The organism is Pedobacter steynii (genome assembly GCF_900103665.1).
In the GTDB taxonomy this organism is placed as follows: domain Bacteria; phylum Bacteroidota; class Bacteroidia; order Sphingobacteriales; family Sphingobacteriaceae; genus Pedobacter; species Pedobacter steynii.
In genome coordinates this window covers 109,235-133,310 of record NZ_FNGY01000012.1, presented here as the reverse complement: position 1 = coordinate 133,310, position 24,076 = coordinate 109,235, and the positions used below count along the sequence as shown (strand labels likewise).

General features: G+C 39.1%; 39 protein-coding genes. 3 read left to right on the top strand and 36 right to left on the bottom strand.

Annotation, left to right across the window (positions count from 1 at the left end; genetic code table 11):
- Window positions 1-43: 43 nt before the first annotated feature.
- Entirely contained in the window at window positions 44-1,261 is a 1,218-nt protein-coding gene (locus BLQ87_RS27490) for a class I SAM-dependent methyltransferase (RefSeq protein WP_074612117.1), read from the bottom strand.
- 113 nt (window positions 1,262-1,374) lie between these two features.
- Between BLQ87_RS27490 and BLQ87_RS27485 the strand changes: the two genes are divergently transcribed.
- Window positions 1,375-1,926: a 2'-5' RNA ligase family protein gene (locus BLQ87_RS27485; protein ID WP_074612116.1), complete on the top strand. Its 552-nt coding sequence runs from the start codon at window positions 1,375-1,377 to the stop codon at window positions 1,924-1,926.
- Window positions 1,927-2,006: 80 nt separating this feature from the next.
- Here BLQ87_RS27485 and rplQ read toward each other — a convergent pair whose 3' ends face one another.
- From rplQ to BLQ87_RS27330, 31 genes are all read right to left on the bottom strand, one after another.
- The gene (gene rplQ, locus BLQ87_RS27480; RefSeq protein ID WP_074612115.1) at window positions 2,007-2,552 is read right to left on the bottom strand and encodes a 50S ribosomal protein L17; all 546 of its coding nucleotides are present in this window, start codon (window positions 2,550-2,552) and stop codon (window positions 2,007-2,009) included.
- 91 nt (window positions 2,553-2,643) lie between these two features.
- Entirely contained in the window at window positions 2,644-3,636 is a 993-nt protein-coding gene (locus BLQ87_RS27475) for a DNA-directed RNA polymerase subunit alpha (RefSeq protein ID WP_062550419.1), read from the bottom strand.
- Window positions 3,637-3,715: 79 nt separating this feature from the next.
- Window positions 3,716-4,324, bottom strand: coding sequence for a 30S ribosomal protein S4 (rpsD, locus tag BLQ87_RS27470; protein WP_069379645.1), 609 nt, complete (start codon window positions 4,322-4,324; stop codon window positions 3,716-3,718).
- Between the two features lie 64 nt (window positions 4,325-4,388).
- Window positions 4,389-4,778 (bottom strand): 30S ribosomal protein S11, encoded by a 390-nt coding sequence (gene rpsK, locus BLQ87_RS27465; RefSeq protein WP_041878538.1) that lies wholly within the window; start codon window positions 4,776-4,778, stop codon window positions 4,389-4,391.
- Between the two features lie 21 nt (window positions 4,779-4,799).
- Window positions 4,800-5,177: a 30S ribosomal protein S13 gene (rpsM, locus tag BLQ87_RS27460; RefSeq protein ID WP_062550421.1), complete on the bottom strand. Its 378-nt coding sequence runs from the start codon at window positions 5,175-5,177 to the stop codon at window positions 4,800-4,802.
- A gap of 80 nt (window positions 5,178-5,257) precedes the next feature.
- Entirely contained in the window at window positions 5,258-5,374 is a 117-nt protein-coding gene (rpmJ, locus tag BLQ87_RS27455) for a 50S ribosomal protein L36 (RefSeq protein WP_073232286.1), read from the bottom strand.
- Window position 5,375: 1 nt separating this feature from the next.
- Entirely contained in the window at window positions 5,376-5,594 is a 219-nt protein-coding gene (infA, locus tag BLQ87_RS27450; protein ID WP_008244555.1) for a translation initiation factor IF-1, read from the bottom strand.
- Window positions 5,595-5,665: 71 nt separating this feature from the next.
- Window positions 5,666-6,451 (bottom strand): type I methionyl aminopeptidase, encoded by a 786-nt coding sequence (gene map / locus BLQ87_RS27445; protein ID WP_074612114.1) that lies wholly within the window; start codon window positions 6,449-6,451, stop codon window positions 5,666-5,668.
- Between the two features lie 8 nt (window positions 6,452-6,459).
- The gene (secY, locus tag BLQ87_RS27440) at window positions 6,460-7,794 is read right to left on the bottom strand and encodes a preprotein translocase subunit SecY (RefSeq protein ID WP_074612113.1); all 1,335 of its coding nucleotides are present in this window, start codon (window positions 7,792-7,794) and stop codon (window positions 6,460-6,462) included.
- Window positions 7,795-7,797: 3 nt separating this feature from the next.
- Entirely contained in the window at window positions 7,798-8,244 is a 447-nt protein-coding gene (rplO, locus tag BLQ87_RS27435; protein ID WP_073232283.1) for a 50S ribosomal protein L15, read from the bottom strand.
- Window positions 8,245-8,352: 108 nt separating this feature from the next.
- The gene (gene rpmD / locus BLQ87_RS27430; RefSeq protein ID WP_062550424.1) at window positions 8,353-8,532 is read right to left on the bottom strand and encodes a 50S ribosomal protein L30; all 180 of its coding nucleotides are present in this window, start codon (window positions 8,530-8,532) and stop codon (window positions 8,353-8,355) included.
- 4 nt (window positions 8,533-8,536) lie between these two features.
- Window positions 8,537-9,055, bottom strand: coding sequence for a 30S ribosomal protein S5 (rpsE, locus tag BLQ87_RS27425; RefSeq protein ID WP_008244566.1), 519 nt, complete (start codon window positions 9,053-9,055; stop codon window positions 8,537-8,539).
- Window positions 9,056-9,073: 18 nt separating this feature from the next.
- Entirely contained in the window at window positions 9,074-9,427 is a 354-nt protein-coding gene (gene rplR, locus BLQ87_RS27420) for a 50S ribosomal protein L18 (RefSeq protein ID WP_073232282.1), read from the bottom strand.
- A 5-nt stretch (window positions 9,428-9,432) separates the two neighbouring features.
- Complete coding sequence (gene rplF, locus BLQ87_RS27415) at window positions 9,433-9,990, bottom strand: 50S ribosomal protein L6 (RefSeq protein ID WP_074612112.1); 558 nt, start codon at window positions 9,988-9,990, stop codon at window positions 9,433-9,435.
- Window positions 9,991-10,008: 18 nt separating this feature from the next.
- A complete protein-coding gene (gene rpsH / locus BLQ87_RS27410; protein WP_069379639.1) occupies window positions 10,009-10,407 on the bottom strand; it encodes a 30S ribosomal protein S8 in 399 nt (132 codons plus the stop codon).
- A gap of 114 nt (window positions 10,408-10,521) precedes the next feature.
- Complete coding sequence (gene rpsN, locus BLQ87_RS27405) at window positions 10,522-10,791, bottom strand: 30S ribosomal protein S14 (RefSeq protein WP_055130472.1); 270 nt, start codon at window positions 10,789-10,791, stop codon at window positions 10,522-10,524.
- Window positions 10,791-11,360, bottom strand: a complete 570-nt coding sequence (rplE, locus tag BLQ87_RS27400; protein ID WP_074612111.1) for a 50S ribosomal protein L5 — start codon at window positions 11,358-11,360, stop codon at window positions 10,791-10,793. The genes rpsN and rplE overlap by 1 nt, the downstream gene beginning before the upstream one ends.
- The gene (gene rplX, locus BLQ87_RS27395; protein ID WP_074612110.1) at window positions 11,360-11,698 is read right to left on the bottom strand and encodes a 50S ribosomal protein L24; all 339 of its coding nucleotides are present in this window, start codon (window positions 11,696-11,698) and stop codon (window positions 11,360-11,362) included. Before rplX ends, rplE begins: the two co-directional genes overlap by 1 nt.
- 1 nt (window position 11,699) lies before the next feature.
- The gene (rplN, locus tag BLQ87_RS27390; RefSeq protein WP_062550431.1) at window positions 11,700-12,068 is read right to left on the bottom strand and encodes a 50S ribosomal protein L14; all 369 of its coding nucleotides are present in this window, start codon (window positions 12,066-12,068) and stop codon (window positions 11,700-11,702) included.
- A gap of 1 nt (window position 12,069) precedes the next feature.
- A complete protein-coding gene (gene rpsQ, locus BLQ87_RS27385) occupies window positions 12,070-12,324 on the bottom strand; it encodes a 30S ribosomal protein S17 (RefSeq protein ID WP_037442595.1) in 255 nt (84 codons plus the stop codon).
- Window positions 12,325-12,337: 13 nt separating this feature from the next.
- Window positions 12,338-12,547 carry a 50S ribosomal protein L29 gene (gene rpmC / locus BLQ87_RS27380; RefSeq protein ID WP_074612109.1) on the bottom strand — a complete coding sequence of 70 codons (210 nt, stop codon included), beginning with the start codon at window positions 12,545-12,547 and terminating at the stop codon, window positions 12,338-12,340.
- A 75-nt stretch (window positions 12,548-12,622) separates the two neighbouring features.
- Window positions 12,623-13,045: a 50S ribosomal protein L16 gene (gene rplP / locus BLQ87_RS27375; RefSeq protein WP_008244578.1), complete on the bottom strand. Its 423-nt coding sequence runs from the start codon at window positions 13,043-13,045 to the stop codon at window positions 12,623-12,625.
- 38 nt (window positions 13,046-13,083) lie between these two features.
- Window positions 13,084-13,932 carry a 30S ribosomal protein S3 gene (gene rpsC / locus BLQ87_RS27370; protein WP_069379635.1) on the bottom strand — a complete coding sequence of 283 codons (849 nt, stop codon included), beginning with the start codon at window positions 13,930-13,932 and terminating at the stop codon, window positions 13,084-13,086.
- Window positions 13,933-13,937: 5 nt separating this feature from the next.
- Window positions 13,938-14,300 carry a 50S ribosomal protein L22 gene (gene rplV / locus BLQ87_RS27365; RefSeq protein WP_055130479.1) on the bottom strand — a complete coding sequence of 121 codons (363 nt, stop codon included), beginning with the start codon at window positions 14,298-14,300 and terminating at the stop codon, window positions 13,938-13,940.
- Window positions 14,301-14,307: 7 nt separating this feature from the next.
- Window positions 14,308-14,574 (bottom strand): 30S ribosomal protein S19, encoded by a 267-nt coding sequence (gene rpsS / locus BLQ87_RS27360; RefSeq protein ID WP_069379634.1) that lies wholly within the window; start codon window positions 14,572-14,574, stop codon window positions 14,308-14,310.
- A complete protein-coding gene (gene rplB, locus BLQ87_RS27355; RefSeq protein WP_074612108.1) occupies window positions 14,574-15,398 on the bottom strand; it encodes a 50S ribosomal protein L2 in 825 nt (274 codons plus the stop codon). The genes rpsS and rplB overlap by 1 nt, the downstream gene beginning before the upstream one ends.
- 23 nt (window positions 15,399-15,421) lie before the next feature.
- Window positions 15,422-15,712, bottom strand: coding sequence for a 50S ribosomal protein L23 (gene rplW / locus BLQ87_RS27350; RefSeq protein ID WP_073232278.1), 291 nt, complete (start codon window positions 15,710-15,712; stop codon window positions 15,422-15,424).
- 1 nt (window position 15,713) lies between these two features.
- Window positions 15,714-16,343 carry a 50S ribosomal protein L4 gene (rplD, locus tag BLQ87_RS27345; RefSeq protein ID WP_073232277.1) on the bottom strand — a complete coding sequence of 210 codons (630 nt, stop codon included), beginning with the start codon at window positions 16,341-16,343 and terminating at the stop codon, window positions 15,714-15,716.
- 4 nt (window positions 16,344-16,347) lie between these two features.
- Window positions 16,348-16,965 carry a 50S ribosomal protein L3 gene (gene rplC / locus BLQ87_RS27340; RefSeq protein WP_074612107.1) on the bottom strand — a complete coding sequence of 206 codons (618 nt, stop codon included), beginning with the start codon at window positions 16,963-16,965 and terminating at the stop codon, window positions 16,348-16,350.
- Between the two features lie 181 nt (window positions 16,966-17,146).
- Window positions 17,147-17,542 (bottom strand): DUF1634 domain-containing protein, encoded by a 396-nt coding sequence (locus BLQ87_RS27335; protein ID WP_074612106.1) that lies wholly within the window; start codon window positions 17,540-17,542, stop codon window positions 17,147-17,149.
- Window positions 17,539-18,375, bottom strand: a complete 837-nt coding sequence (locus BLQ87_RS27330) for a sulfite exporter TauE/SafE family protein (protein ID WP_074612105.1) — start codon at window positions 18,373-18,375, stop codon at window positions 17,539-17,541. The genes BLQ87_RS27335 and BLQ87_RS27330 overlap by 4 nt, the downstream gene beginning before the upstream one ends.
- A gap of 138 nt (window positions 18,376-18,513) precedes the next feature.
- Between BLQ87_RS27330 and BLQ87_RS27325 the strand changes: the two genes are divergently transcribed.
- Window positions 18,514-19,878 carry a Fic family protein gene (locus BLQ87_RS27325; protein ID WP_074612104.1) on the top strand — a complete coding sequence of 455 codons (1,365 nt, stop codon included), beginning with the start codon at window positions 18,514-18,516 and terminating at the stop codon, window positions 19,876-19,878.
- Window positions 19,879-19,999: 121 nt separating this feature from the next.
- On the top strand, window positions 20,000-20,608 hold the full coding sequence (locus BLQ87_RS27320; RefSeq protein WP_074612103.1) for a hypothetical protein: 609 nt from the start codon (window positions 20,000-20,002) through the stop codon (window positions 20,606-20,608).
- Between the two features lie 69 nt (window positions 20,609-20,677).
- Here the strand turns inward: BLQ87_RS27320 and rpsJ are convergent, their stop codons facing one another.
- From rpsJ to rpsL, 4 genes are read right to left on the bottom strand one after another with little or no spacing between them, the layout of a single operon-like run.
- On the bottom strand, window positions 20,678-20,983 hold the full coding sequence (gene rpsJ / locus BLQ87_RS27315; protein ID WP_008244591.1) for a 30S ribosomal protein S10: 306 nt from the start codon (window positions 20,981-20,983) through the stop codon (window positions 20,678-20,680).
- A gap of 59 nt (window positions 20,984-21,042) precedes the next feature.
- The gene (gene fusA, locus BLQ87_RS27310) at window positions 21,043-23,157 is read right to left on the bottom strand and encodes an elongation factor G (protein WP_074612102.1); all 2,115 of its coding nucleotides are present in this window, start codon (window positions 23,155-23,157) and stop codon (window positions 21,043-21,045) included.
- Window positions 23,158-23,174: 17 nt separating this feature from the next.
- Window positions 23,175-23,642, bottom strand: coding sequence for a 30S ribosomal protein S7 (gene rpsG, locus BLQ87_RS27305; RefSeq protein ID WP_008244596.1), 468 nt, complete (start codon window positions 23,640-23,642; stop codon window positions 23,175-23,177).
- 16 nt (window positions 23,643-23,658) lie between these two features.
- Window positions 23,659-24,072, bottom strand: coding sequence for a 30S ribosomal protein S12 (gene rpsL / locus BLQ87_RS27300; protein ID WP_008244597.1), 414 nt, complete (start codon window positions 24,070-24,072; stop codon window positions 23,659-23,661).
- Window positions 24,073-24,076 lie beyond the last annotated feature (4 nt).

Sequence of the window (24,076 nt, the reverse complement as noted above, 5' to 3'; positions counted from 1 at the left end):
CCGAAACCTGTTACAAAAATGTGACAGGATGACAGAATTTTACTTAAACTTGTTTATCCAGGCCCAGAATTCGTTCCAAATGATGGTAGCCAATTCCGAAATAAGCTTTTGATTCGGCGATCTTCTGTTTGATCTCCGCTCTTTTTTCTTCCTGTGCTTTGCTGGCCTGTCCCGGACCAGAGGTTTTGATCCCTACAACCAGCACATTTTTTGGGGTATGGGCATCAGAAATGAATTCAAAGACCTTGGTTTTATAGCCACAGTATTCCAGGATCAAAGCCCTGATGCCATCTGTCACCATTTCCGCCTGACGTTCCATGAAAATTCCGTATTTGGTTAAAAAGGCAAGCTCATTTTTTGCTTTGTTTTTTTCCATTTCCCTCCTGATCTGCTTATGGCAGCAAGGTGCCACCACAATCAATCCGGCATTTGCCATGATCCCCTTATAAATCGCATCATCCGTAGCCGTATCGCAGGCATGAAGCGCAATCAACAGGTCGATAGATTTGACCGGATAGTTCTCTATCGTTCCCGGCACAAAATTAAGCTTGTCAAATCCGGAACTTCCGGCAATCCCATTACACAAAGTCACGAGGTCTTCCCGGTACTCCACTCCTGTAACTCTAGTATCCAGTTTTAAAACATTGTGCAGGTAATCATACAGTGCAAAGGTGAGGTATCCTTTACCCGAGCCCATGTCTACTACATTGTTGATTTTACCGGCCGGCAATTCTTTAATCAATGAACTCAGGATCTCTACATATTGATTAATCTGACGGTATTTATCCTGCGCATTTTTGAATACATTCCCTTCCGCGTCGCTGATCTTCAGCTCCTGTAAATAGGTCTTTCCGCTAGGCTGAATCAATCGCTTCTTTTCTTTGTTATGTGTCAGTGTCGGCGTCAGCACTGCCGTCACTTCTTTTTCCCTTACAGAGATCAGTTGTTTTTTACCATGCTCCAGAATCACTTCTTTTCCGGTCGTAAATAAAGTACAGACTTTGAAATCATTGCTGATGAAATTTCCGATCAAATTAATTCCTTCGGGAATAGGGAAATTCTTGATGATGTCCCTGGTTTGATAACGGTAAGTAAAAGAAAGCATATCTGCTCTTTTGATCTTTACTTTTCGGGCATAGACATTTTTCAGTTCTTTTTCATTTCCCTGATAATTACCAAGAGAAACTTTCAGAAATGTATTTGATGAAATACTTTCAGCAATCTGTTGTTGAAATTGCTGTAGATGGAGTTGATTGGACATGAATTTGGATTACGCCACAAAGGTAACCTTTTGAAAAGGAAATCTAAACCTCTGCTTCAGACAGAAAAATAAAGAGGCTGTATAAATACTAATATTTTTAGTAAATTAGCATTATGGAAGATTTATATATGGTAGGCATCCTTCCTCCAGGCGGACTGAGGGAAAGGATCGATGACATCAGAAAAGAAGTTTCTCTGGAACATGGGGTTTACAGTGCATTGAAACCACCGGTACACATCACCCTTGCGGCCCCTTTTAAATTGAAACCAGCGATGGAACAACAACTGGTGCAAAAGTTGAAATCGGTTTGTCACTTTGATCCTTTTGCCCAGAAACTGGAAGACTTTGATGGTTTTCCGGAACATACTGTTTTTATCAAAGTCTTAAAAAACACCGGAATTTCCACACTGTATAAAAACCTTAAAGCAGCCTTAAAACCTTATGCCGAAGGCTCCAAAAATCCATTCCATCCGCACCTCACCATCGCTTACAGAGATGCGAAAGAAGCCTATCCACAAATCATGGAACAGTATCAAAACAGACGGTTCAGGGAAGAATTCCTAGCGGATCATTTCACACTGTTGAAGCATGATGGAAAACGCTGGAACATCCATAGTGAATATTATGCCCAACCGAAGACCACACAGTTGGAAATGAGTTTATAAGCCGAACAGGCAAACCGGGCTATACGCAAAAAACCCTGTCCGAATCGAACAGGGTTTCCTTATGTTGATGAGGGAATAAATTATTCGCCTTTATCTTCAGATTTTGCTTCAGCTGCAGGTGCTTCTGGTGCTGCTTCTTCAGTAGCCGGAGCCTCTTCTGCAACAACTTCAGCTTTCTCAGCTTTAGGTGCATCAGCTTTTTTAGCTTTGGTTCTACCACGACGTGTAGTTTTCTTCTCAGCAGATTCAGCTTCTTTACCGTAAACTTCATTGTAATCAACCAATTCAATTAAAGCCATCTCCGCGTTATCACCAAGACGGTTGTTTAATTTAATGATCCTTGTGTAACCACCCGGACGGTTAGCAATTTTAGCTGCGATGTCGCGGAACAATTCAGTAACAGTTTCTTTATCTTGTAAGTAACCGAAAACGATACGACGAGAGTGAGTAGTATCAGTTTTAGATTTTGTTAAAAGAGGCTCAACATACATACGCAAAGCTTTTGCTTTAGCTAAAGTAGTTGAAATTCTTTTGTGTTTAATTAACGATGAAGCCATGTTAGCCAACATCGCCTTACGATGTGAATCTGTTCTTCCTAAGTGGTTTACTTTTTTACCGTGTCTCATTTTTGATTTTATTCAGTGTATACCGTCTCTTTGATGTTTATCTGAGGGAATTATACACTATTAACAATATTGTTATTTAATGTTTGGTTGGTTACTCTTCGTCTAATTTAAATTTCGATAAGTTCATACCGAAAGATAAGCTTTTAGATTTCACCAATTCCTGGATCTCTGTCAATGATTTTTTACCGAAGTTTCTGAATTTTAACATGTCAGCAACATCATAAGAAACCAAGTCAGCTAAAGTACGGATATCAGCTGCTTTTAAGCAGTTTAATGCACGTACAGAAAGATCTAAATCAACCAATTCAGTTTTAAGGATCTTACGCATATGCAAGATTTCCTCGTCTACTTCTTTAGTTTCTTCTTTAGCTTGAGATTCCAATACTAAATTCTCATCAGAGAACAACATAAAGTGCTGGATTAAGATCTTCGCAGCTTCTTTTAGTGCTTCTTCAGGATGGATTGAACCATCAGTAGAGATATCTAATATTAATTTTTCATAATCTGTCTTTTGTTCAACACGATAATTTTCAATCGAGTATTTTACATTTTTCATTGGTGTAAAGATCGAATCGATTGCGATCACACCAACTACAGCATCATTAATTTTATTTTCTTCAGCCGGAACATAACCGCGACCTTTATTGATAGTTAATTCTACCTCTAAAGTCACTGTTTTTTCCATGTTACAAATAACGAAATCAGGGTTAAGAACCTCGAAGTTGTTAGAGAATTTTGTAATATCTCCAGCAGTAAACTGATCTTGACCGTTTACTAAAATGAAAACTTTTTCAGAATCACCAGAATCACCAACTTTTTTAAAACGTACTTGTTTTAAGTTAAGGATGATTTCCGTCAAATCTTCTACAACACCTTTCATTGTAGAAAACTCGTGAGATACGCCAGAAAAACGAATACTTGTAATGGCATAACCTTCTAATGAAGAAAGTAAAATTCTTCTTAGGGCGTTACCAATTGTTACACCGAAACCGGGCTCTAAAGGACGAAATTCAAATATACCATCGAAATCTGTTGATTTCTGCATGATTACCTTATCGGGTTTCTGAAATGCTAAAATTGCCATTTATAATGTTTTTAGATCGTTATTAAAATTATGTAATGAAATAAAGTGAATTGCCCAAAAAGGCAATTCACTAAATATATTACTTAGAGTATAACTCTACTATAAGGTTCTCTTTGATATTTTCTGGGATCTCGTCACGGTTAGGATAAGTTAAGAACTTACCTGTCAATTCACTTGCATTCCAGTCTAACCAATTGAATTTATTGATTACTCTGCCTGCTACTGAATTTGTAATCGCTTCTAAAGTCTTAGACTTTTCGCGAACTGCAACAACATCACCAGCTTTTAATTGATATGAAGGGATATTTACTACTTCACCGTTAACTGTTACGTGTTTATGGCTAACTAACTGACGGGCAGCTGAACGTGTTGTAGCGATACCTAATCTGTATACTGTGTTATCTAAACGAGCTTCTAATAATTGCAATAAGTTGTCACCAGTGATACCTTCACGTGAAGATGCTTTTGTGAACAAATTACGGAACTGACGTTCTAATACACCATAAGTATATTTAACTTTCTGTTTTTCCATTAACTGTACTGCGTACTCGGATTGTTTTCCTCTTCTTTTGGAAGCACCGTGCTGTCCAGGAGGATAATTTTTTCTATCTAAAACCTTATCAGGGCCGAAAATTGGCTCTCTGAATTTACGGGCTATTTTGGACTTTGGTCCTGTATATCTTGCCATTGCTTTTTGTTTTAAAGTATCGTACAGCCTTAAACTGCAGACTCTTAGCTTTAAAAGTTAATTATTAAACTCTTCTCTTCTTAGGAGGACGACATCCGTTGTGCGGAAGCGGGGTGATATCTTTGATAGAGGTTACTTCGATACCAGAGATTTGCAATGTTCTAATTGCAGACTCACGACCTGAACCTGGACCTTTAACAAAAACTTCTACTTTACGCAGACCTAAATCAAATGCTACTTTACCGCAATCTGATGCAGCCTGACCTGCTGCATAAGGAGTGTTCTTTTTAGAACCCTTGAATCCCATTTTACCTGCAGAAGACCATGAAATAGTTTGACCGTTGTTATTTGTTAAAGTAACAATGATATTGTTAAAAGTAGCATTGATGTGCGCCTGACCAACAGGCTCGATAACAACAATACGCTTTTTGGTAACTTTTTTACTCTTAGCCATAATTCTTATTCAGTACTAATTTTATTTAGTAGCTTTTTTCTTGTTAGCAACTGTTTTTCTCTTGCCTTTACGTGTACGAGAGTTGTTTTTAGTACGTTGTCCACGTACCGGCAAACCTTTTCTGTGACGTAATCCACGGTAACAACCGATATCCATTAAACGTTTAATGTTCAACTGAACTTCTGAACGTAAAGCACCTTCTACTTTTACGCCGTCGTTGATGATGGTACGGATCGCTGATAACTCATCATCAGACCAGTCCTGTACTTTCTTGTTAAAATCGATACCTGCTTCCGTTAAAATACGTTGAGCAGTTGATCTTCCTACTCCGAAGATGTAAGTAAGACCAATTTCGCCTCTTTTGTTTCTTGGTAAATCAATACCTGATATCCTTGCCATATTTGTACTAATGTTTGATTAACTGAATGAACGAGATTGAGTATCTTGTACATTCAATCTACATCAAATTCAATAATTTCTTAACCTTGACGTTGCTTGTATTTTGGATTTTTCTTGTTAATCACGAAAAGTTTACCTTTACGACGAATAATCTTGCAATCAGCGCTACGTTTTTTAATTGATGACCTAACTTTCATTTTATTTATATCTATAAGTAATCCTGCCCTTTGATAAATCGTAAGGCGACATCTCTAATTTGACTTTGTCTCCAGGAAGAATCTTGATGTAGTGCATCCTCATCTTTCCTGAAATGTGAGCTATTATCTCATGACCATTCTCTAGTTCCACCCGGAACATGGCATTGGATAATGCTTCCCTTATTACACCGTCTTGCTCAATTGAGGCTTGTTTAGCCATATAATATTGATTTTTACTTAATTAGCTGTTACTAAACAGGGTTGCAAAATTAAATAAAAAAATTTAATTATTTACTTTTTTTTATTTAAAACTTCTTCAATTACTGAAAAGGTCGATAAAACGTCTGCATTCCCCTTTTTAACTGCCACTGTATGCTCAAAATGAGCAGATGGCCTATTGTCCTTACTGGTTACTGTCCAGCCGTCAGACCAGAACTTTACACCAGCTGTACCTGCATTGATCATTGGCTCAATAGCGATCACCATTCCTTCCTCCAGTTTGATTCCACTCCCGCGTTTACCATAATTTGGCACCTCAGGTTTTTCATGTAACTGGACTCCGACTCCGTGACCCACTAATTCTTTCACCACACCAAATCCATTCGCCTCCGCATGCGCCTGTACAGCATAGCCTACGTCTCCGATCCTTGAACCTACAACGGCCTTCTCAATCGCAAGCCTCAAGCACTCTTTCGTCACGTCAACCAGTTTCTGTTTCTCCGCAGATATCTCTCCAATGGAGAACGTATAGGCAGAGTCACCGAAGAACTTGTTTAGAATGACCCCACAGTCTACAGAGATCAGATCTCCGTCCTGTATCACATACTCACCGGGAAAGCCATGAACAACCTGCTCATTAGGCGAAATACACAGTGAATACGGGAAGCCGTTATAGTTTAAAAAAGCAGGGATTGCTCCGTGGTCTTTAATAAACGTTTCAGCCAGGTCATTCAGTTTTTTTGTCGTGATGCCCGGACCAATTACTTTAGCTACTTCAGCTAAGGTTTTAGATACGAGTAAAGAACTCTCTCTGATTAACTCGATCTCCTCCGGAGATTTGTAATAGATCTTAGACATGCAATATATTAGATCACTGCATTGCTACCGCTTGCTGCAGCAGGAATTCCTGTGCGGCCGGTAACCCTGCCTGTTTTCATTAAACCATCATAATGACGCATTAACAAATAACTTTCGATTTGTTGCAAAGTATCCAATACTACACCTACCAGGATCAATAAGGAAGTTCCGCCATAGAAATGGGCAAATTCCGACTTGATACCGAATTTAACCGCTATAGAAGGAAGGATCGCAATGATGGCAAGGAAGACAGCACCTGGGAAGGTGATCTTCGAAATTACATCATCTATGAAGCTTGAGGTAGCAAGACCCGGTTTGATACCAGGAATGAAACCACCATTCTTCTTCATGTCGTCCGACATCTGAGTAGGGTTAACCGTAATTGCAGTATAAAAGAATGTAAATGCAATGATTAAAAAGCCAAATGTTAAGCTATACGCTAATGAAGTATAGTCACTGAACTGAACCAACCAGGTATTTTGCAGGGAAGGAAAGAACTGAGGAATAAACCCTGGAATAAACATCAATGCCTGAGCAAAGATGATCGGCATTACACCGGCAGCATTCACCTTTAAAGGGATGTACTGTCTTACTCCACCAAACTGTCTGTTACCAACAATCCTTTTCGCATATTGAACAGGTACTTTACGTACACCCTGAACAATCATGATGGTAAACATCACTACTGCAAATAAGGCAACAATTTCCACGACAAGGGCTATTAAGCCTGCGCCAACAAATCTTGAAGTAATCTCCTGGTATAAAGCGATTGGCAATCTGGCGATAATACCAACCATGATGATCAGTGAAATACCATTTCCAATACCTTTATCGGTGATTTTCTCACCTAACCACATCACAAACAATGTTCCTGCTGCCAACACGAATGTTGCCATTACATAAAACAAAGCATGATCAATAACGATTGCTTCTGCTGGAACCTGTGTTTTAACGTAACCTACAGCCTGAACAGCTGTAATGGCTACCGTCAGGTAACGCGTAATTTGATTTAGTTTCTTCCTGCCACTTTCACCCTCCTTTTGCATTTTCTGGAAGGAAGGAACAGCAATACCTAATAGCTGAACTACAATTGAGGCAGAAATATAAGGCATAACACCCAAGGCAAGGATAGATACCCGTGAAAACGAACCTCCGGCAAACATATCCAAGAGACCCAAAAGTCCAGACTTCTCATTATTGCCTAAAAGAGTTGCATCGACACCTGGAAGAACCACGTGAGATACAAACCTATAAACCAAAAGAATCATGAGCGTAAATACTATACGCTCTTTCAATTCTTGAATTTTCCAAATATTACTTAAAGTAGTAAACAGCTTCTTCATTAATTACAATTTTTCGATTGAGCCTCCAACAGCCTCAATAGCTTTTTGTGCGGTTGCAGAAAAAGCATGTGCTTTAACTTCTAACTTAGTTTTAACTTCACCACGACCAAGAATTTTAACAAGGTCATTTTTATGAGCTAAACCATGATCCTGCAATGTAGCAAAATCAATTGTAGTTAAGCTAAATTTCTCTGCTAATCCTTGTAATACGTCTAAGTTAACGCTTACATATTCAACGCGGTTAATAGGTTTGAAACCTACCTTAGGTACACGACGTTGCAATGGCATTTGTCCACCCTCAAAACCGATTTTAGTTTTGTGACCTGAACGTGATCCAGCACCTTTGTGTCCACGTGTAGATGTTCCACCGCGTCCGGAACCGGTACCACGACCAATTCTCTTGTTGTTTTTTGTTGAACCTGCTGCAGGTTTAAGATTACTTAAGTTCATTTTTTGAAACTTGTGCTGCCCTTCGCTTTCACTAATCAGGGCAACGGTTAAACATATTTAAAGGTTGCAAATGTAATTATATAAACCACATTTACAACCTTTAAAAATTTATATACTCTCTATAGCAACTAAGTGATTCACTTTTCTCACCATTCCGATGATGGCAGCGTTAGCTTCCACTTCAACACTTTGGTTCATTTTAGTTAAACCTAATGCTTTCATCGTTCTTTTTTGGCGTTCGCTTCTATCGATAATGCTTTTTACCTGGGTTATTTTGATCTTAGCCATAATATTATCCGTTAAAAACTTTATTTAAATCGACACCACGTTGCTGAGCGACAGTATAAGCATCGCGCATTTTAGTTAAAGCATCAACAGTTGCTTTTACCACGTTGTGAGGATTTGATGAACCTTTAGACTTTGCAAGTACGTTATGTACTCCTGCACTCTCTAATACTGCACGCATTGCACCACCAGCGATAACACCTGTACCTACTGCTGCTGGTTTGATTAATACAAAACCACCAGAGAATTTACCGATTTGCTCATGAGGAACAGTACCGTTTAACAGAGGAACTTTTACCAAGTTCTTTTTAGCATCATCGATACCTTTAGCGATTGCTTCAGTTACCTCTTTTGCTTTACCTAAACCGTAACCTACGATTCCGTTTTCATCTCCAACAACCACGATGGCTGAGAAGCTGAAAGTACGTCCACCTTTAGTTACTTTGGCAACACGTTGTATGCTAACTAAACGATCTTTTAATTCGATCTCGCTAGTCTTAACTCTTTTTATATTGATAGTTGACATTCTTATCCTATTTTCAGATTAAAATACTAAACCAGCTTCGCGAGCACCTTCTGCCAACGATTTAACACGTCCATGGTACAAATAGCCATTTCTATCGAAAACTACTTCTTTAACACCAGCTGCAAGTGCTTTTTCAGCTACCAGCTTACCCACTGCTACTGATTGCTCAGATTTGTTTCCAGTTCCAGAAAAGTCTTTTGATAAAGACGAAGCTGATACAATTGTATTACCGGTTACGTCGTTAATGATTTGAGCATAAATTCCTTTATTGCTTCTATATACCGATAGACGTGGACGGCTTTCAGAACCTGTTAATCTTTTTCTGATTCCTTTTTTTATACGATCTCTACGAGATAATTTTTTTCCTGCCATTTTGATTATTTTTTAGAAGCTGATTTACCTGCTTTTCTTCTTAACACTTCACCTACAAACTTGATACCTTTACCTTTATATGGCTCAGGAGCACGTAACGAACGGATTTTCGCTGCTACTTGTCCGATCAATTGTTTGTCAATACTTTCTAAAATGATTTTAGGAGTCTGACCTTTTTCAGATGTTGTTGTTACTTTAATTTCTTCCGGCAATTGGAATACATAGTGGTGAGAATAACCCAGAACTAAGTCTAATGTGTTTCCTGTGTTTGTAGCACGGTAACCAACACCTACTAATTCCTGAGAAATTTTGTATCCTTCTGTTACACCAATAACCATATTGTTTAACAATGAACGGTATAAACCGTGCAAAGCTTTGTGTCTTTTCTGCTCTGAGGGACGGGTTACAGTTAGTACTCCGTCTTCCTGACTTACAGTGATATCAGAATCAACTGCTTGAGTCAATTCTCCTTTAGGTCCTTTCACAGTTACTACGTTATCTTTAGCTACTGTAATCGTTACACCTGCAGGTACATTAATTGGGGCTTTTCCTATTCTTGACATTTTGCTATCCTCCTTTAATTAATAAACGTGACACAAAACCTCGCCACCAATGTTCAGTTTGGCTGCTTCTTTATCTGTCATTACACCTTTAGATGTAGACAAGATGGCGATACCTAAACCGTTTAATACTCTTGGCATATTTTCTACGCCGGCATATTGCCTTAAACCTGGTTTGCTGATACGGGTCAATGTACGGATTGCAGGGATCTTAGTGATCGCATTGTATTTCAAAGCGATTTTGATCGTTCCTTGAGCCGTAGTGTCCTCAAACTTGTAATTAGCAATGTAACCTTTGTCAAAAAGAACTTTAGTGATCTCTTTTTTAAGGTTTGATGCAGGAATTTCTACAATTCTGTGATTTGCCTTGATGGCATTTCTTACTCTTGTAAGATAATCTGCTATTGGATCTGTATTCATTTTTATATAGTTGTGACGGTGGTTTCCTTCCTATCGTATTCGGGACGACCTGCCATCGGTTAATATTTGTTGTTCTCTGCCTTGGGAAAATCCCTTAGCATAAAGAAAGCTGTTTTACCAGCTTGCTTTTCTTACTCCAGGGATTTTACCTGCTAAAGCCATATCACGGAACAATACCCTTGATATACCGAAAGTACGCATGTAACCACGAGGACGTCCAGTTAATTTACAACGGTTGTGTAAACGTACTGCAGATGAGTTTTTTGGTAACTTATCTAATCCTTCATAATCACCAGCAGCTTTAAGTTCTGCACGTTTATCAGCATATTTAGCCACCAATTTTTGGCGCTTAATTTCGCGAGCTTTTACACCTTCTTTTGCCATTATGAATTTGTGTTATTTTGGTTTTTAAATGGTAATCCAAATTGTTTTAATAATTCCAATGCTTCAACATCAGTAGTAGCGCTGGTTACAAACGTAATATCCATACCTAAAATCTTGCTGATTTTGTCGATGTTGATCTCAGGGAAGATGATTTGCTCAGTAACTCCTAATGTGTAGTTACCTTTTCCATCAAATCCTTTATCATTGATACCTTTGAAATCACGGATACGAGGTAAAGCTACGGAAATTAAACGATCTAAAAACTCATACATGTTGTTATCGCGCAAAGTTACACGTACACCAACCGGCATACCTTTACGTAATTTAAAGTTTGAGATATCTTTTTTAGATTTCGCTCCAACTGCCTGCTGACCTGCGATTGTGCTCATTTCTAAAATAGAACTGTCCATAATCTTTTTGTCAGTTACAGAGAAACGACCAACACCCTGGTTGATTGAGATTTTCTCTAACTTAGGAACCTGCATAACGCTTTTGTAATTGAACTTATCTTTAAGTGCAGTTACAATTTCCTCTTTATATTTACTTTTTAATCTTGGTACGTAAGTCATTATTTGATCTCCTCTCCTGATTTTTTACTAACCCTAACTAATTTCCCATCAGCATTAAGCTTTCTGCCAACGCGAGTAGTTGCACCTGTTTTAGGATCAACTAATGCTACGTTAGAAATATGAAGAGCAGCCTCTTTTTTAATGATACCTCCGTTTGGAGTAGCAGCATTAGGTTTTGTATGTTTTGATACAAGGTTAACACCTTCTACAAGGATTCTGCTTTTTGTAATTAATACAGAAAGTACTGTTCCTTGTTGGCCTTTTGAATCGCCAGCGATTACCTTAACTAAATCTCCTTTACGGATTTTTATCTTTGGTGTAGTTACTTTATTTTTCATTTTATAATACCTCCGGTGCTAATGATACAATTTTCATGAATTGTTTTTCACGCAGTTCTCTTGCTACCGGGCCGAAAATACGTGTACCACGCGGCTCATCTTGTGCATTTAATAATACTGCTGCATTGTCGTCGAAACGAATGTAAGAACCATCTTTACGTCTGATTTCTTTTCTTGTTCTTACAACCACTGCTTTAGAAACGGTTCCTTTTTTAATGTTACCTGAAGGCAATGCACTTTTAACGGTAACAACGATTTTGTCACCAATAGAAGCATATCTTTTTCCGGTACCACCAAGTACACGGATAACCAATACTTCTTTTGCGCCGCTATTGTCGGCTACGTTTAATCTTGATTCCTGTTGTACCATGTTATTTAGCCCTTTCTAAAATTTCAACTAATCTCCAGTTCTTGTTTTTACTCAGCGGACGAGTCTCCATGATCAGTACTGTATCACCAATACCGCAATCGTTTTTCTCGTCATGAGCCATAAATTTGGTAGTTTTCTTAACAAACTTACCATAGATCGGGTGTTTCACTTTACGTTCTACCGCTACAACAACAGACTTATCCATTTTGTTGCTTACTACCAACCCGGTTCTTGTTTTTCTTAATTGTCTTTCCATTTCGACTCTAAAGTTATTTAGTTTCAGTAGCAGACTGAGCTTTACGCTTAGTCACTTCAGTGTTTAATCGGGCAATATCCCTTCTTACCTTTTTGATACGGGTAGGATTCTCTATAGCCGAAATTGTATGTGCAAAACGTAACTTTACTAAGTTTTCAGTTTCTTCTGCAATCCTGGCTACTAGTTCTTCTTTTGAAAGCCCTGTGATTTCTGAGTTCTTCATTTTATTAATTTTTATGCCTTGGGTCTAGCGGTTATAATAACAAGTTACTTACAACATTCAACCCAAGAGCTTTTTTTATGCTTCTACGTAATCTCTACGTACTACAAATTTTGTTTGGATCGGCAATTTTTGGGCCGCTAATCTCATTGCTTCTTTAGCAATTTCTAAAGGAACACCTTCGGCTTCAAAAATAATACGTCCGGGTCTAACAACGGCAACCCAGTATTCTGGAGCACCCTTACCTTTACCCATACGTACCTCAGCTGGTTTCTTAGTTACCGGTTTGTCCGGGAATATTCTAATCCACACCTGGCCTTCACGTTTCATGAAACGAGTTACCGCAATACGGGCTGCCTCTATCTGACGACTTGTGATCCAAGTCGACTCTAAAGACTTGATCCCGAAGGATCCGAATGATAATTCAGCACCACGAGTTGCTAAACCTTTCATTCTGCCTTTTTGCATCTTTCTGAACTTCGTTCTTTTTGGCTGTAACATCTTATTCTAATATTATCGTTAAACGATCTGTTAACTAATTATTTACGAGGACCTCTGTTAGGAGTATTTCCGCCTCTATTATCTCTTCCTGCACCAGGACCGCCTTGACCTGGACCTCTTCCGCCACGACCTTTATTGTCGTTTCTTCTGTCGCCACCGCCACGGTTATCTCTGTCTCTTCCACCACCGAAAGCACCTTCTGGTCTGCCACCTTTACCAGGAGCATTGCTCACTGCACCGATGTTAGGAGAAAGATCACGTTTACCGTAAACTTCACCTTTACAGATCCATACTTTAACACCTATTTTACCATAAGTAGTTAAAGCTTCTGCTAAAGCATAGTCAATGTCAGCACGGAAAGTATGCAAAGGAATTCTTCCTTCTTTATACTGTTCGCTACGAGCCATCTCAGCACCACCTAAACGACCAGAGGTCATAATTTTGATACCTTCAGCACCCATACGCATTGTTGATGCGATAGTAGATTTCATTGCTCTACGGAATGAGATCCTTGCTTCTAATTGTTTTGCAACACCTTCTGCAACTAATTGTGCATCAAGCTCAGGACGTTTGATCTCAAAAATGTTGATTTGAATTTCCTTTTTAGTCAATTTCTTCAACTCTTCTTTGATCTTATCCACCTCAGCTCCTGCTTTACCGATCACAATACCCGGACGAGCTGTGTGGATAGTTACCGTGATACGTTTTAACGTACGCTCGATTACCACTTTAGCTACACCGCCTTTTGCGATACGTGCAGAAAGGTATTTTCTTATTTTTTCGTCCTCAACTAATTTATCAGCATAGTTGTTGCCACCGAACCAGTTAGAATCCCAACCTTTGATGATCCCTAACCTGTTTCCTATTGGATGTGCTTTTTGTCCCATTTCTGTTAATTAGTTTGAGTTTCAACGTTTTTACTATCTACTACCAAAGTTACATGGTTTGAACGCTTACGGATTCTGTAACCACGTCCTTGAGGTGCTGGTCTAAGTCTTTTTAATTGACGACCACCGCCTACCATTATCGTTTTCACGTATAACTGGTTTTCTTCAGGGCGAGAACCTTCATTTTTAGTTTCCCAGTTTTTGATCGCTGATAATAATAGTTTCTCAACTCTTATTGCTGCATCTTTATTGGTAAACTTTAAAATATGTAAAGCTTTCTCAACACGCTCACCTCTGATAAGATCTACAACCAAACGCATTTTACGTGGTGAGGTTGGACAATTGTTTAATTTCGCTACTGCTTCCATCTCTTAATTATTTTTTCTTTTCAGAGTGACCCCTAAATGTTCTGGTTGGAGCAAACTCTCCCAGCTTGTGACCAACCATGTTTTCTGTTACGTATACCGGTATAAATTTATTACCGTTATGCACTGCAAATGTATGACCCACAAAATCTGGTGAAATCATTGATCTGCGAGACCAAGTTTTAATTACAGACCTTTTGCCTGAATCATTCATAGATACTACTTTCTTCTCTACGTTATGGTCAATATAAGGTCCTTTTTTTATCGAACGAGCCATTATTTCTTCCTTTTCTCTATGATGAAACGATTTGAGTATTTTTTAAGTGAACGGGTTTTGAAACCTTTAGAGTACATACCGTTTCTTGAGCGAGGCTGACCTCCTGATGAGCGACCCTCACCACCACCCATTGGGTGATCGACTGGGTTCATCGCTACCGGACGAGTTCTAGGACGACGTCCTAACCAACGTTTACGACCTGCTTTACCTAATACTTCATTTGCATGATCCGAGTTAGAAACTGCACCGATAGTTGCTAAACAGGTAACTAAGATAGATCTTACTTCACCTGAAGGCATTTTAACAGTTGCATACTTTCCGTCACGTGCTGCCAATTGAGCATACGCACCAGCACTACGTGCCATTTGTGCGCCACGTCCTGGTTGGATTTCAATGTTATGTACAATTGAACCCAATGGAATGTTAGCTAATTTCAATGTATTTCCTACTTCTGGAGTAGCTGTATCACCCGAAACTACTGTTTGTCCTACTTGCAATCCTTCCGGTGCAATAATGTAACGCTTCTCACCATCTACGTAATGCAATAGTGCAATACGAGCAGTACGGTTTGGATCGTACTCAACAGTAGCTACTGTTGCAGGAATATCAAACTTATCACGTTTAAAGTCAATTAAACGGTAAGATTTTTTGTGACCACCACCCATGTAGCGCATAGTCATCTTTCCTGTATTGTTACGTCCTCCCGATTTTTTAGAAGATACAACCAATGATTTTTCGGGCTTGGTTGCTGTAATCTCCGTAAAGCTGGCACCTACTCTAAAGCGGGTTCCCGGAGTGACTGGTTTAAATTTTCTTAAGCCCATAGTTATAAATTATTCAATTCTTATTAAATATTCGCGTAATAATCAATTGTCTCGCCTGCTGCCAGTGTAACAATCGCTTTCTTGTATTTTGGGCTACGACCCGTAACTAAACCACCTTTAGTGTTTCTGGACTTCATTTTACCATTAACAATCATAGTATTGATTGCTAAGATGTTCACGTTGTACATTTTCTCTATGGCTTGCTTAATCTGCAATTTATTTGCTTTGTGTTCTACTCTAAAAGTAAAGCGGTTAGACTTTTCTGTTAATGCAGAAGCTTTTTCTGTTAATATTGGTTTCCTTAAAAATTCCATATTACTTGGCAAATGCCTCCTCCAATGTTTTAAGAGAATCAGCAGTTAACAAAAGTTTGCCACAGTTTAATACATCATATGTATTCAACTGATCTGCAGTAATCACTTTCGCTTTCTGGATGTTTCTGCTTGATAAATAGATATTGTTATTTTGTGAAGGTAAAACCAACAATGTCTTTTCGCCAGCTAAGTTTAAAGCGCTAACTAAATTGATGTAGTTTTTAGTTTTGATTGAATCAAAAGCAAAGTCTTCTAAAACAACAACGTTGTTATCCTGAGCTTTGTAAGTCAATGCTGATCTACGAGCCAGTTGCTTTAATTTTTTATTCAATTTGAAACTATAATCACGTGGCTGAGGACCAAACACGCGACCACCACCATTGAACAATGGAGATTTAATACTTCCGGCACGAGCACCACCAGTACCTTTTTGTTTGTATAGTTTACGGGTTGAACCAGCAATTTCGTTACGTTGTTTAGACTTGTGAGTACCTTGACGTTGATTAGCCAAATACTGTTTTACATCTAAATAGATTGCGTGGTCAACAGGCGTAATGCCAAATACTGACTCAGGAAGTTGCACCTTGGCACCTGTCTCTTTTCCTGAAATGTTTAATACTTTAACTTCCATCTGCTTACTTATCTAAGATTACGTAAGAACCCTTAGCTCCTGGAATGGAACCACTAACTACAACAAGGTTTTGATCAGCATAAACTTTCAAAACTTGTAAGTTCTGAACTTTTACTCTGTCACCACCCATTCTACCCGCCATACGCATACCTTTAAATACACGTGCAGGATAAGATGCAGCACCTAATGAACCTGGCGCACGCATTCTGTTATGCTGTCCGTGAGTTTGTCCACCAACACCGGCGAAACCATGGCGTTTTACAACACCCTGGAAACCTTTACCTTTAGAAGTACCAACAACGTCCACAAAATCGCCTTCATTGAAAATACTTACCGTTACCGTATCACCTAAGTTCAACGATTCTTCAAACGGCTCAAATTCAACCAATTTACGTTTTGGGGTAGTGTTTGCTTTCGCAAAGTGGCCTTTAAGAGGCATGGTAGTGTTCTTTTCTTTGGCTTCATCGAAACCTAACTGAACTGAAACGTAACCGTCTTTCTCTTCGGTCTTTACCTGTGTTACTACACAAGGCCCAGCTTCGATCACCGTACATGGAATGTTTCTTCCATCGGCGTCGAAAATGCTGGTCATTCCTACTTTTTTTCCAATAATACCTGACATTTTCTTTTTTTAAATTAACACCCATCGAAGCAGTAGGGCTTCGTTCAAGGTGGATACAATTCCCGTTAAGGGAGGGCAAAAATACGAAAGAAATCTTAATTTTCAAATAGTTAGCTAATTATTTTTTCAAATAAGCCCTATTTTTTTTCGCGAAGGGGAATCCGTTGAGATAAGTAACTTTTTAACCAACTAACTTGTCACTCAGGCTGTACAAGATAATTGATAAAACGAACAAACCGATCAAAACGTATAAATAATCACGCTCAATCAGGAAACTAAATATAGAAAAAACGACCCTTGCAACGGGTGTAAAAATCAGCAGTAAAGTGCCAAACTGAATGATCGCTTTGGCATCCAGGTCTTTCAGTCCGGTCAGGATCGCAGGAATAGAAGAGAAACCGGATTTATTCGGATTAAAACTGCGGTAATCGATCAGCATGGCATGATCAGAAAACAGGTAAAGCAATCCTCCGATCAGTACCACAGACATCGAAGCAATCACACCTACCCGCAGTAAAGTACCCAGGATGATCTGAATATCGCGGTCTGCGAAGAAATTTTTCTTCTCTGAACTCATAATTTACCTGATAAACCGTTATAAATCATTTGCAGCGCGAGGAAGGTCACCACTACAGCAAACACCACTTTTAACTTATCCGTCTTGGTTCTCACCAGGATCTTTGAGCCCAATGTTGCCCCGCAAAGTACCCCAATCGTTACCGGCATGGCAATTCCCGGATCAATTTGTCCGCGGTGAAGGTATACGATCGCACTGGCAGCCGCCGTCACTCCCATCATAAAATTACTCGTCGTGGTGGACACTTTAAAAGGAATCCTCATGATATTGTCCATCGCGATCACCTTTAATGCACCAGATCCTATCCCCAGCAAACCCGAAATGATCCCTGCAAAGAACATCATCACAAATCCGCCAAGCACCCGGTGAACCGCATATTTCTTCATTCCCCCTTCTGTCGGGTAAGTACCGTTCAGTTTAAAAAACACCGCCAGTTTTCCGGAAGTATCATTGTCTGAGCGATCTACCTTCTTCACTACCATCATTGCGGCAGAGAATAAGAGGATCAAACCAAAGATCACCGCAATATAGCTCGGATCCAGATAGACGGTCACCACCGCGCCTATAATGGCACTGATCGTTGTGGCCATTTCCAGGAACATTCCGATCCGGATATTCGTAATCCCCTCTTTCACATAAGCTGCTGCAGATCCGGAAGAGGTGGCAATCACAGATACAATAGAAGCGCCGATGGCATAATGAATGTCGACACCCAGGACCAATGTCAGCAGCGGGATAATCACTACCCCACCCCCTAAACCAGTCAGAGAACCGACCAATCCAGCTAAAAAAGCTCCTGCTAAAACTATAATTGTAAATAGTAATACCGACATTGCTGCAAATATACTATCTATAGTAATAGTTCGCTAAACTTATCCCTGAGATAAAATAAATAGCTAATTTTGAGAATTAATCAGACACTAAACTGAACTATTCTTCTTTGTAATAATGCAAACTTAAAATGTACCACTATGCAACTTCCTTTAGATAAAGTCGACGATTTAACCACTCAATTGAAATTAGCATCTCCAATAACCATTGAGAACAAACAACGATTAGATAAGAAGTTTCGACTGGAATTCAATTACAATTCCAATCATATGGAAGGGAATACACTTACCTATGGTGAAACTGAATTACTATTAATATTTGGCGACACTAAGGGAAATCACCAAATGCGCGAGTATGAGGAAATGAAAGCACATGATGTTGCTTATCAATTAGTAGAGGAATGGGCAAAAGACAAAGAACGCCCTCTAACGGAGCAAAATATAAAAGAACTTAATAAAACTATATTGATTCGCCCTTTCTGGAAAGATGCGATCACCGCAACAGGAGAAAATACACGCAGGCAAATAAAAGTAGGGGAGTATAAAGAATACCCTAATGCAGTTCGTTTATCAACAGGTGAGTTATTTGAATACGCCTCTCCCACCGAAACCCCTATATTGATGCAAGAATTAATAGATTGGTATAGATCGGAAGAGTCGGTACTTCACCCAGCCACTCTTGCTACAATGCTTCATTACAAATTTGTTAGAATTCACCCTTTTGATGATGGCAACGGCAGGATAGCCCGCTTATTAATGAACTACGTACTATTAAGAAACAATCTCCCTCCAGTCATCATAAAGTCGGACGATAAAGCCAATTACCTCCATGCTTTACATTCTGCTGATGTTGGGGATTATCCACCACTAATTGAATATATCGCCAATCAATTAATATGGTCATTGGAAATTTCAATAAAGGCAGCAAAAGGCGAGGACATTGAAGAGGCTACAGATCTTCAAAAAGAAATATCATTATTAAGTAAAAGGCTGACTACCGAGGAAAAACTTAGCAAACACCCAGCAATTGTACTTGAGGTTTTCAGCTGGTTCTCCAAAGATCTTTGGCCCGAGATACAAGAATCACTAGAACAATTCGATAGTCTATTTGCAGAGATTAAGGAATCAAAATTCGTAAACCACAAACAAGTAATTTTAGATGGCAAAAGGCTTTTTGAGCCCATAGGGTTATCTATTTCAAAAAACTTCGAACCTAAGGATATTAAAATACTTGGTTATGACATTTATAAAGAAGAAATAAACCGGATAGATTGGAATGTCATATTGTATGGATTAAGAGGTGCAAAGACAAAACCAGAAATGGAAATAAATGCAACATTAGAGTTCAAAACCGATATTTATAATATTAATATCATGCTTGATAATCGCAGCCTATCAAGCACAGATTATAGATATGGAGATTTCATACTAAAAAGCGACATAGAAAAACTACAGAATTTTTTGGCCAAACAAGTATTGGAAGAAATTAAGACAAGAGTTAAATAATCAGATATACAGACATGGACAATAAAATCACAATATAATTGTTACATTACTAATACAACCAGTTCTATACTAAAACAACAATACCAATACAGAAACATCCTATTAAAAAAAACAACACTTTATGAAAAAACTGATATTCGCAATTATAGCCGTTCTCCTCTTAAACTTAAATGCACAATCACAAATTCCGGCAGATAGCGCGAAAGCTCCCTCTGGTCTTCGGGGCCAATACGAATTCATGTTGTCAAAATCAAAAACCATTAATGGCTATAAGCTCATTAATCCAGGCAGGCTTTCCGGCCTTTGGAAAAATGTAGCAGATTCACTCAATACCAGTCGCAAACAACTAGGCGCTGTAAAACTGAAACTTACTGAACAAGAAAAAACAATTGCGGCATTAAAAGGACAAATTTCCGGAACAGAAACCTCCTTAGCTACTTCAAATGCCAAATTAAATGAGATCAGCTTTCTTGGGATCTCTTTTACCAAAAGCAATTATAACGTTATTGTATGGAGTCTGATTCTGGTATTGGCAGCCGCTTTAGCGATTATCATCCTGAGATCAGCTAAACATATTCATGAAGCAAAATACAGAAGCTCTTTATATGAAGAGATTTCACAAGAGTACCAGAGCTATAAAACGAAGGCCAATGATAAAGAGAAGAAACTGGCAAGAGAGCTGCAGGATGAGCGCAACAAACTTGATGAATTAAAAAACAGGGGGAGATAATAATTCCCCTGATATAAAAAAAGCCTTCCTGAAACTCAGGAAGGCTTTTTTTGTTAACCGTCTATATAGTTAAACTTTGATTTCAACTTCAACACCGCTAGGTAATTCAAGTTTCATTAAAGCGTCAACTGTTTTAGAGTTAGAGCTATAAATGTCTAACAAACGTTTGTAAGCACATAATTGAAACTGCTCACGTGCTTTTTTGTTCACGTGTGGTGAACGTAAAACAGTGAAGATTTTCTTTTCTGTAGGCAACGGAATTGGTCCGCTAACTACTGCACCCGTAGGTTTAACAGTCTTAACGATTTTCTCAGCAGATTTATCTACCAGGTTGTAATCGTAAGATTTTAATTTGATTCTGATTCTTTGGCTCATCTTGTTTATGTATTAAGGCTGCCGGTTAGAGCTATTAATAACCGGCTGCCGATTTGTTATTATTCTGCGGATTTAACTCTTCCTTTAGATTTCGCGATTACTTCGTCCTGAACGTTTCTAGGTGCAGGTTCGTAGTGATCAAATTCCATTGTAGAAGTTGCACGACCTGAAGTAATGGTACGCAATTGCGTCACATAACCAAACATTTCAGAAAGAGGTACAGTTGCTTTAATTACCTGAGCACCAGCACGTGTATCCATTCCTAAAAGTTGACCACGACGACGGTTCATGTCACCGATAACATCACCCATGTTTTCTTCAGGGGTTAAGATTTCGATTTTCATGATTGGCTCCATCAATACAGGGTTACATTTAGGCAATGCCTCACGGTAAGCCATTTTAGCTGCAAGTTCGAAAGATAAAGCATCTGAATCGACTGCGTGGAATGAACCATCAATTAAACGAACTTTCATGTCTGGTAGTGGGTAACCAGCCAAAACTCCATTAGCCATTGATGCTGCAAATCCTTTCTCTACAGAAGGGATAAACTCACGTGGAATAGATCCACCTGAAATTTCATTCACAAACTGTAAACCGCCTTTTTCATAATCTGCATCGATCGGTGAAATTACAACTTGAATGTCCGCGAATTTACCACGACCACCAGATTGTTTTTTATACGTTTCACGATGTTGAACTGTTCCGTTAATTGCTTCTTTGTAAGCAACTTGTGGCGCACCTTGATTTACTTCTACTTTAAACTCACGTTTTAAGCGGTCAATCAGGATGTCTAAGTGAAGCTCACCCATACCAGAGATTACAGTCTGACCAGTTTCCTCGTCAGTTTGAACTCTAAATGTAGGATCTTCTTCAGCCAATTTAGCTAAGCCCATACCTAATTTATCGATATCAGCCTGAGTTTTAGGCTCAATAGCTAAACCGATAACCGGCTCAGGGAAGTTCATTGACTCCAGAATGATTGGGTTTTTCTCTTCGCAAAGGGTATCACCAGTTTTGATATCTTTAAAGCCTACAACCGCTGCAATATCACCAGCACCTACATTAGGGATTGGGTTTTGCTTGTTTGCATGCATTTGGAAGATACGGGAGATACGCTCTTTGTTCTCAGAACGTGCGTTATAAACGTATGAACCAGCTTCTAAGTTTCCTGAATAAACACGGATAAAGCATAAACGACCTACGAAAGGATCTGTTGCAATTTTAAATGCTAAAGCTGCAAACGGCTCTTTTTCATCAGGTTTACGTAATACTTCCTCTCCTGTATTTGGATTGATACCAACGATACCTTCCTGATCCATTGGTGAAGGCAATAATTCCATCACGTAATCAAGCATAGTTTGTACACCTTTGTTTTTGAAAGATGAACCACAAACCATAGGTACAATTTTAGCATCCAATACTGCCTGACGTAAAGCGTCTAAAACTTCACGCTCAGTGATGGTTTCAGGGGCTTCGAAGAATTTCTCCATCAAAGACTCATCATACTCAGCAACTGATTCCAGCAATTTCTCTCTCCACTCAGCAACCTCATCTAGCATATCTTCCGGAATTGGCACTTCTGTAAAGGTCATCCCTTTATCATGCTCATTCCAAACGATACCACGGTTGTTGATTAAATCAACCACACCTTTGAAAGTATCTTCAGCACCGATTGGCAATTGCAATGGTACTGCGTTACTTCCTAACATGCTTTTAACCTGTCCAACAACTTTCAAGAAATCTGCACCAGAACGGTCCATTTTGTTAACGAAACCGATACGGGCAACGTTATAGTTGTTTGCCAGACGCCAGTTAGTTTCAGATTGAGGCTCAACACCATCAACCGCAGAAAATAAGAAAACCAATCCGTCTAATACACGTAGCGAGCGGTTTACCTCTACGGTAAAATCCACGTGACCCGGTGTATCGATGATATTGATGTGGTAATCTTGTCCTCTGTATTTCCAACCAACAGTAGTAGCAGCAGAAGTAATGGTAATACCACGTTCCTGCTCCTGTGCCATCCAGTCCATTGTAGCTGCACCTTCGTGCACCTCGCCAATTTTGTGACTAACACCTGCATAATAAAGAATACGCTCTGTAGTAGTGGTCTTACCGGCATCAATGTGCGCAGCAATACCAATATTTCTTGTAAATCTTAAATCTCTTGACATTTTATGATTCTGTATGATTAGAAACGGAAATGAGAGAACGCTTTGTTAGCCTCAGCCATTTTATGCGTATCTTCTTTTTTCTTCACTGCTGCACCTTCACCTTTAGCTGCTGAAACGATTTCACCTGCTAATTTCTCTTTCATTGTTTTTTCTCCACGTTTACGAGCGTAAGAAATTAACCATTTCATGCCTAAAGCAATCTTACGGTCAGGTCTTACCTCTGTAGGTACCTGGAAATTTGCACCACCTACACGACGAGATTTAACCTCTACTGCAGGCATTACATTTGTTAAAGCACGTTTCCATACTTCTAATCCGTTCTCACCAGCTTTTTTCTCAGCTAGTTCTACAGCATCATAAAAAATATCATATGCAATGGATTTTTTTCCATCATACATCATATTGTTTACAAACCTTGTCACCTGAACATCGTTAAATTTTGGATCAGGAAGGATAATTCTCTTTTTTGGTTTTGACTTTCTCATTTGTTTTTCCTCCTAATTATTTCTTTTTACCTTTTGTTGGTGCCGCAGCTACTTGTCCTGGCTTAGGACGTTTAGTACCATATTTTGAACGACGTTGGTTACGACCAGCAACTCCTGAAGTATCTAGTGCTCCACGGATGATGTGATAACGTACACCTGGCAAATCTTTAACACGACCACCACGGATCAATACAATGGAGTGCTCCTGTAAATTGTGACCTTCACCTGGAATATAGGCATTCACCTCTTTACCATTGGTTAAACGTACACGGGCAACTTTACGCATTGCTGAGTTTGGTTTTTTAGGGGTAGTGGTATATACACGTGTACATACACCTCTTCGCTGTGGACAGCTGTCCAACGCTGGAGACTTACTCTTGAACTCCAGTGCTACTCTACCTTTTCTAACTAATTGTTGAATGGTTGGCATTGTT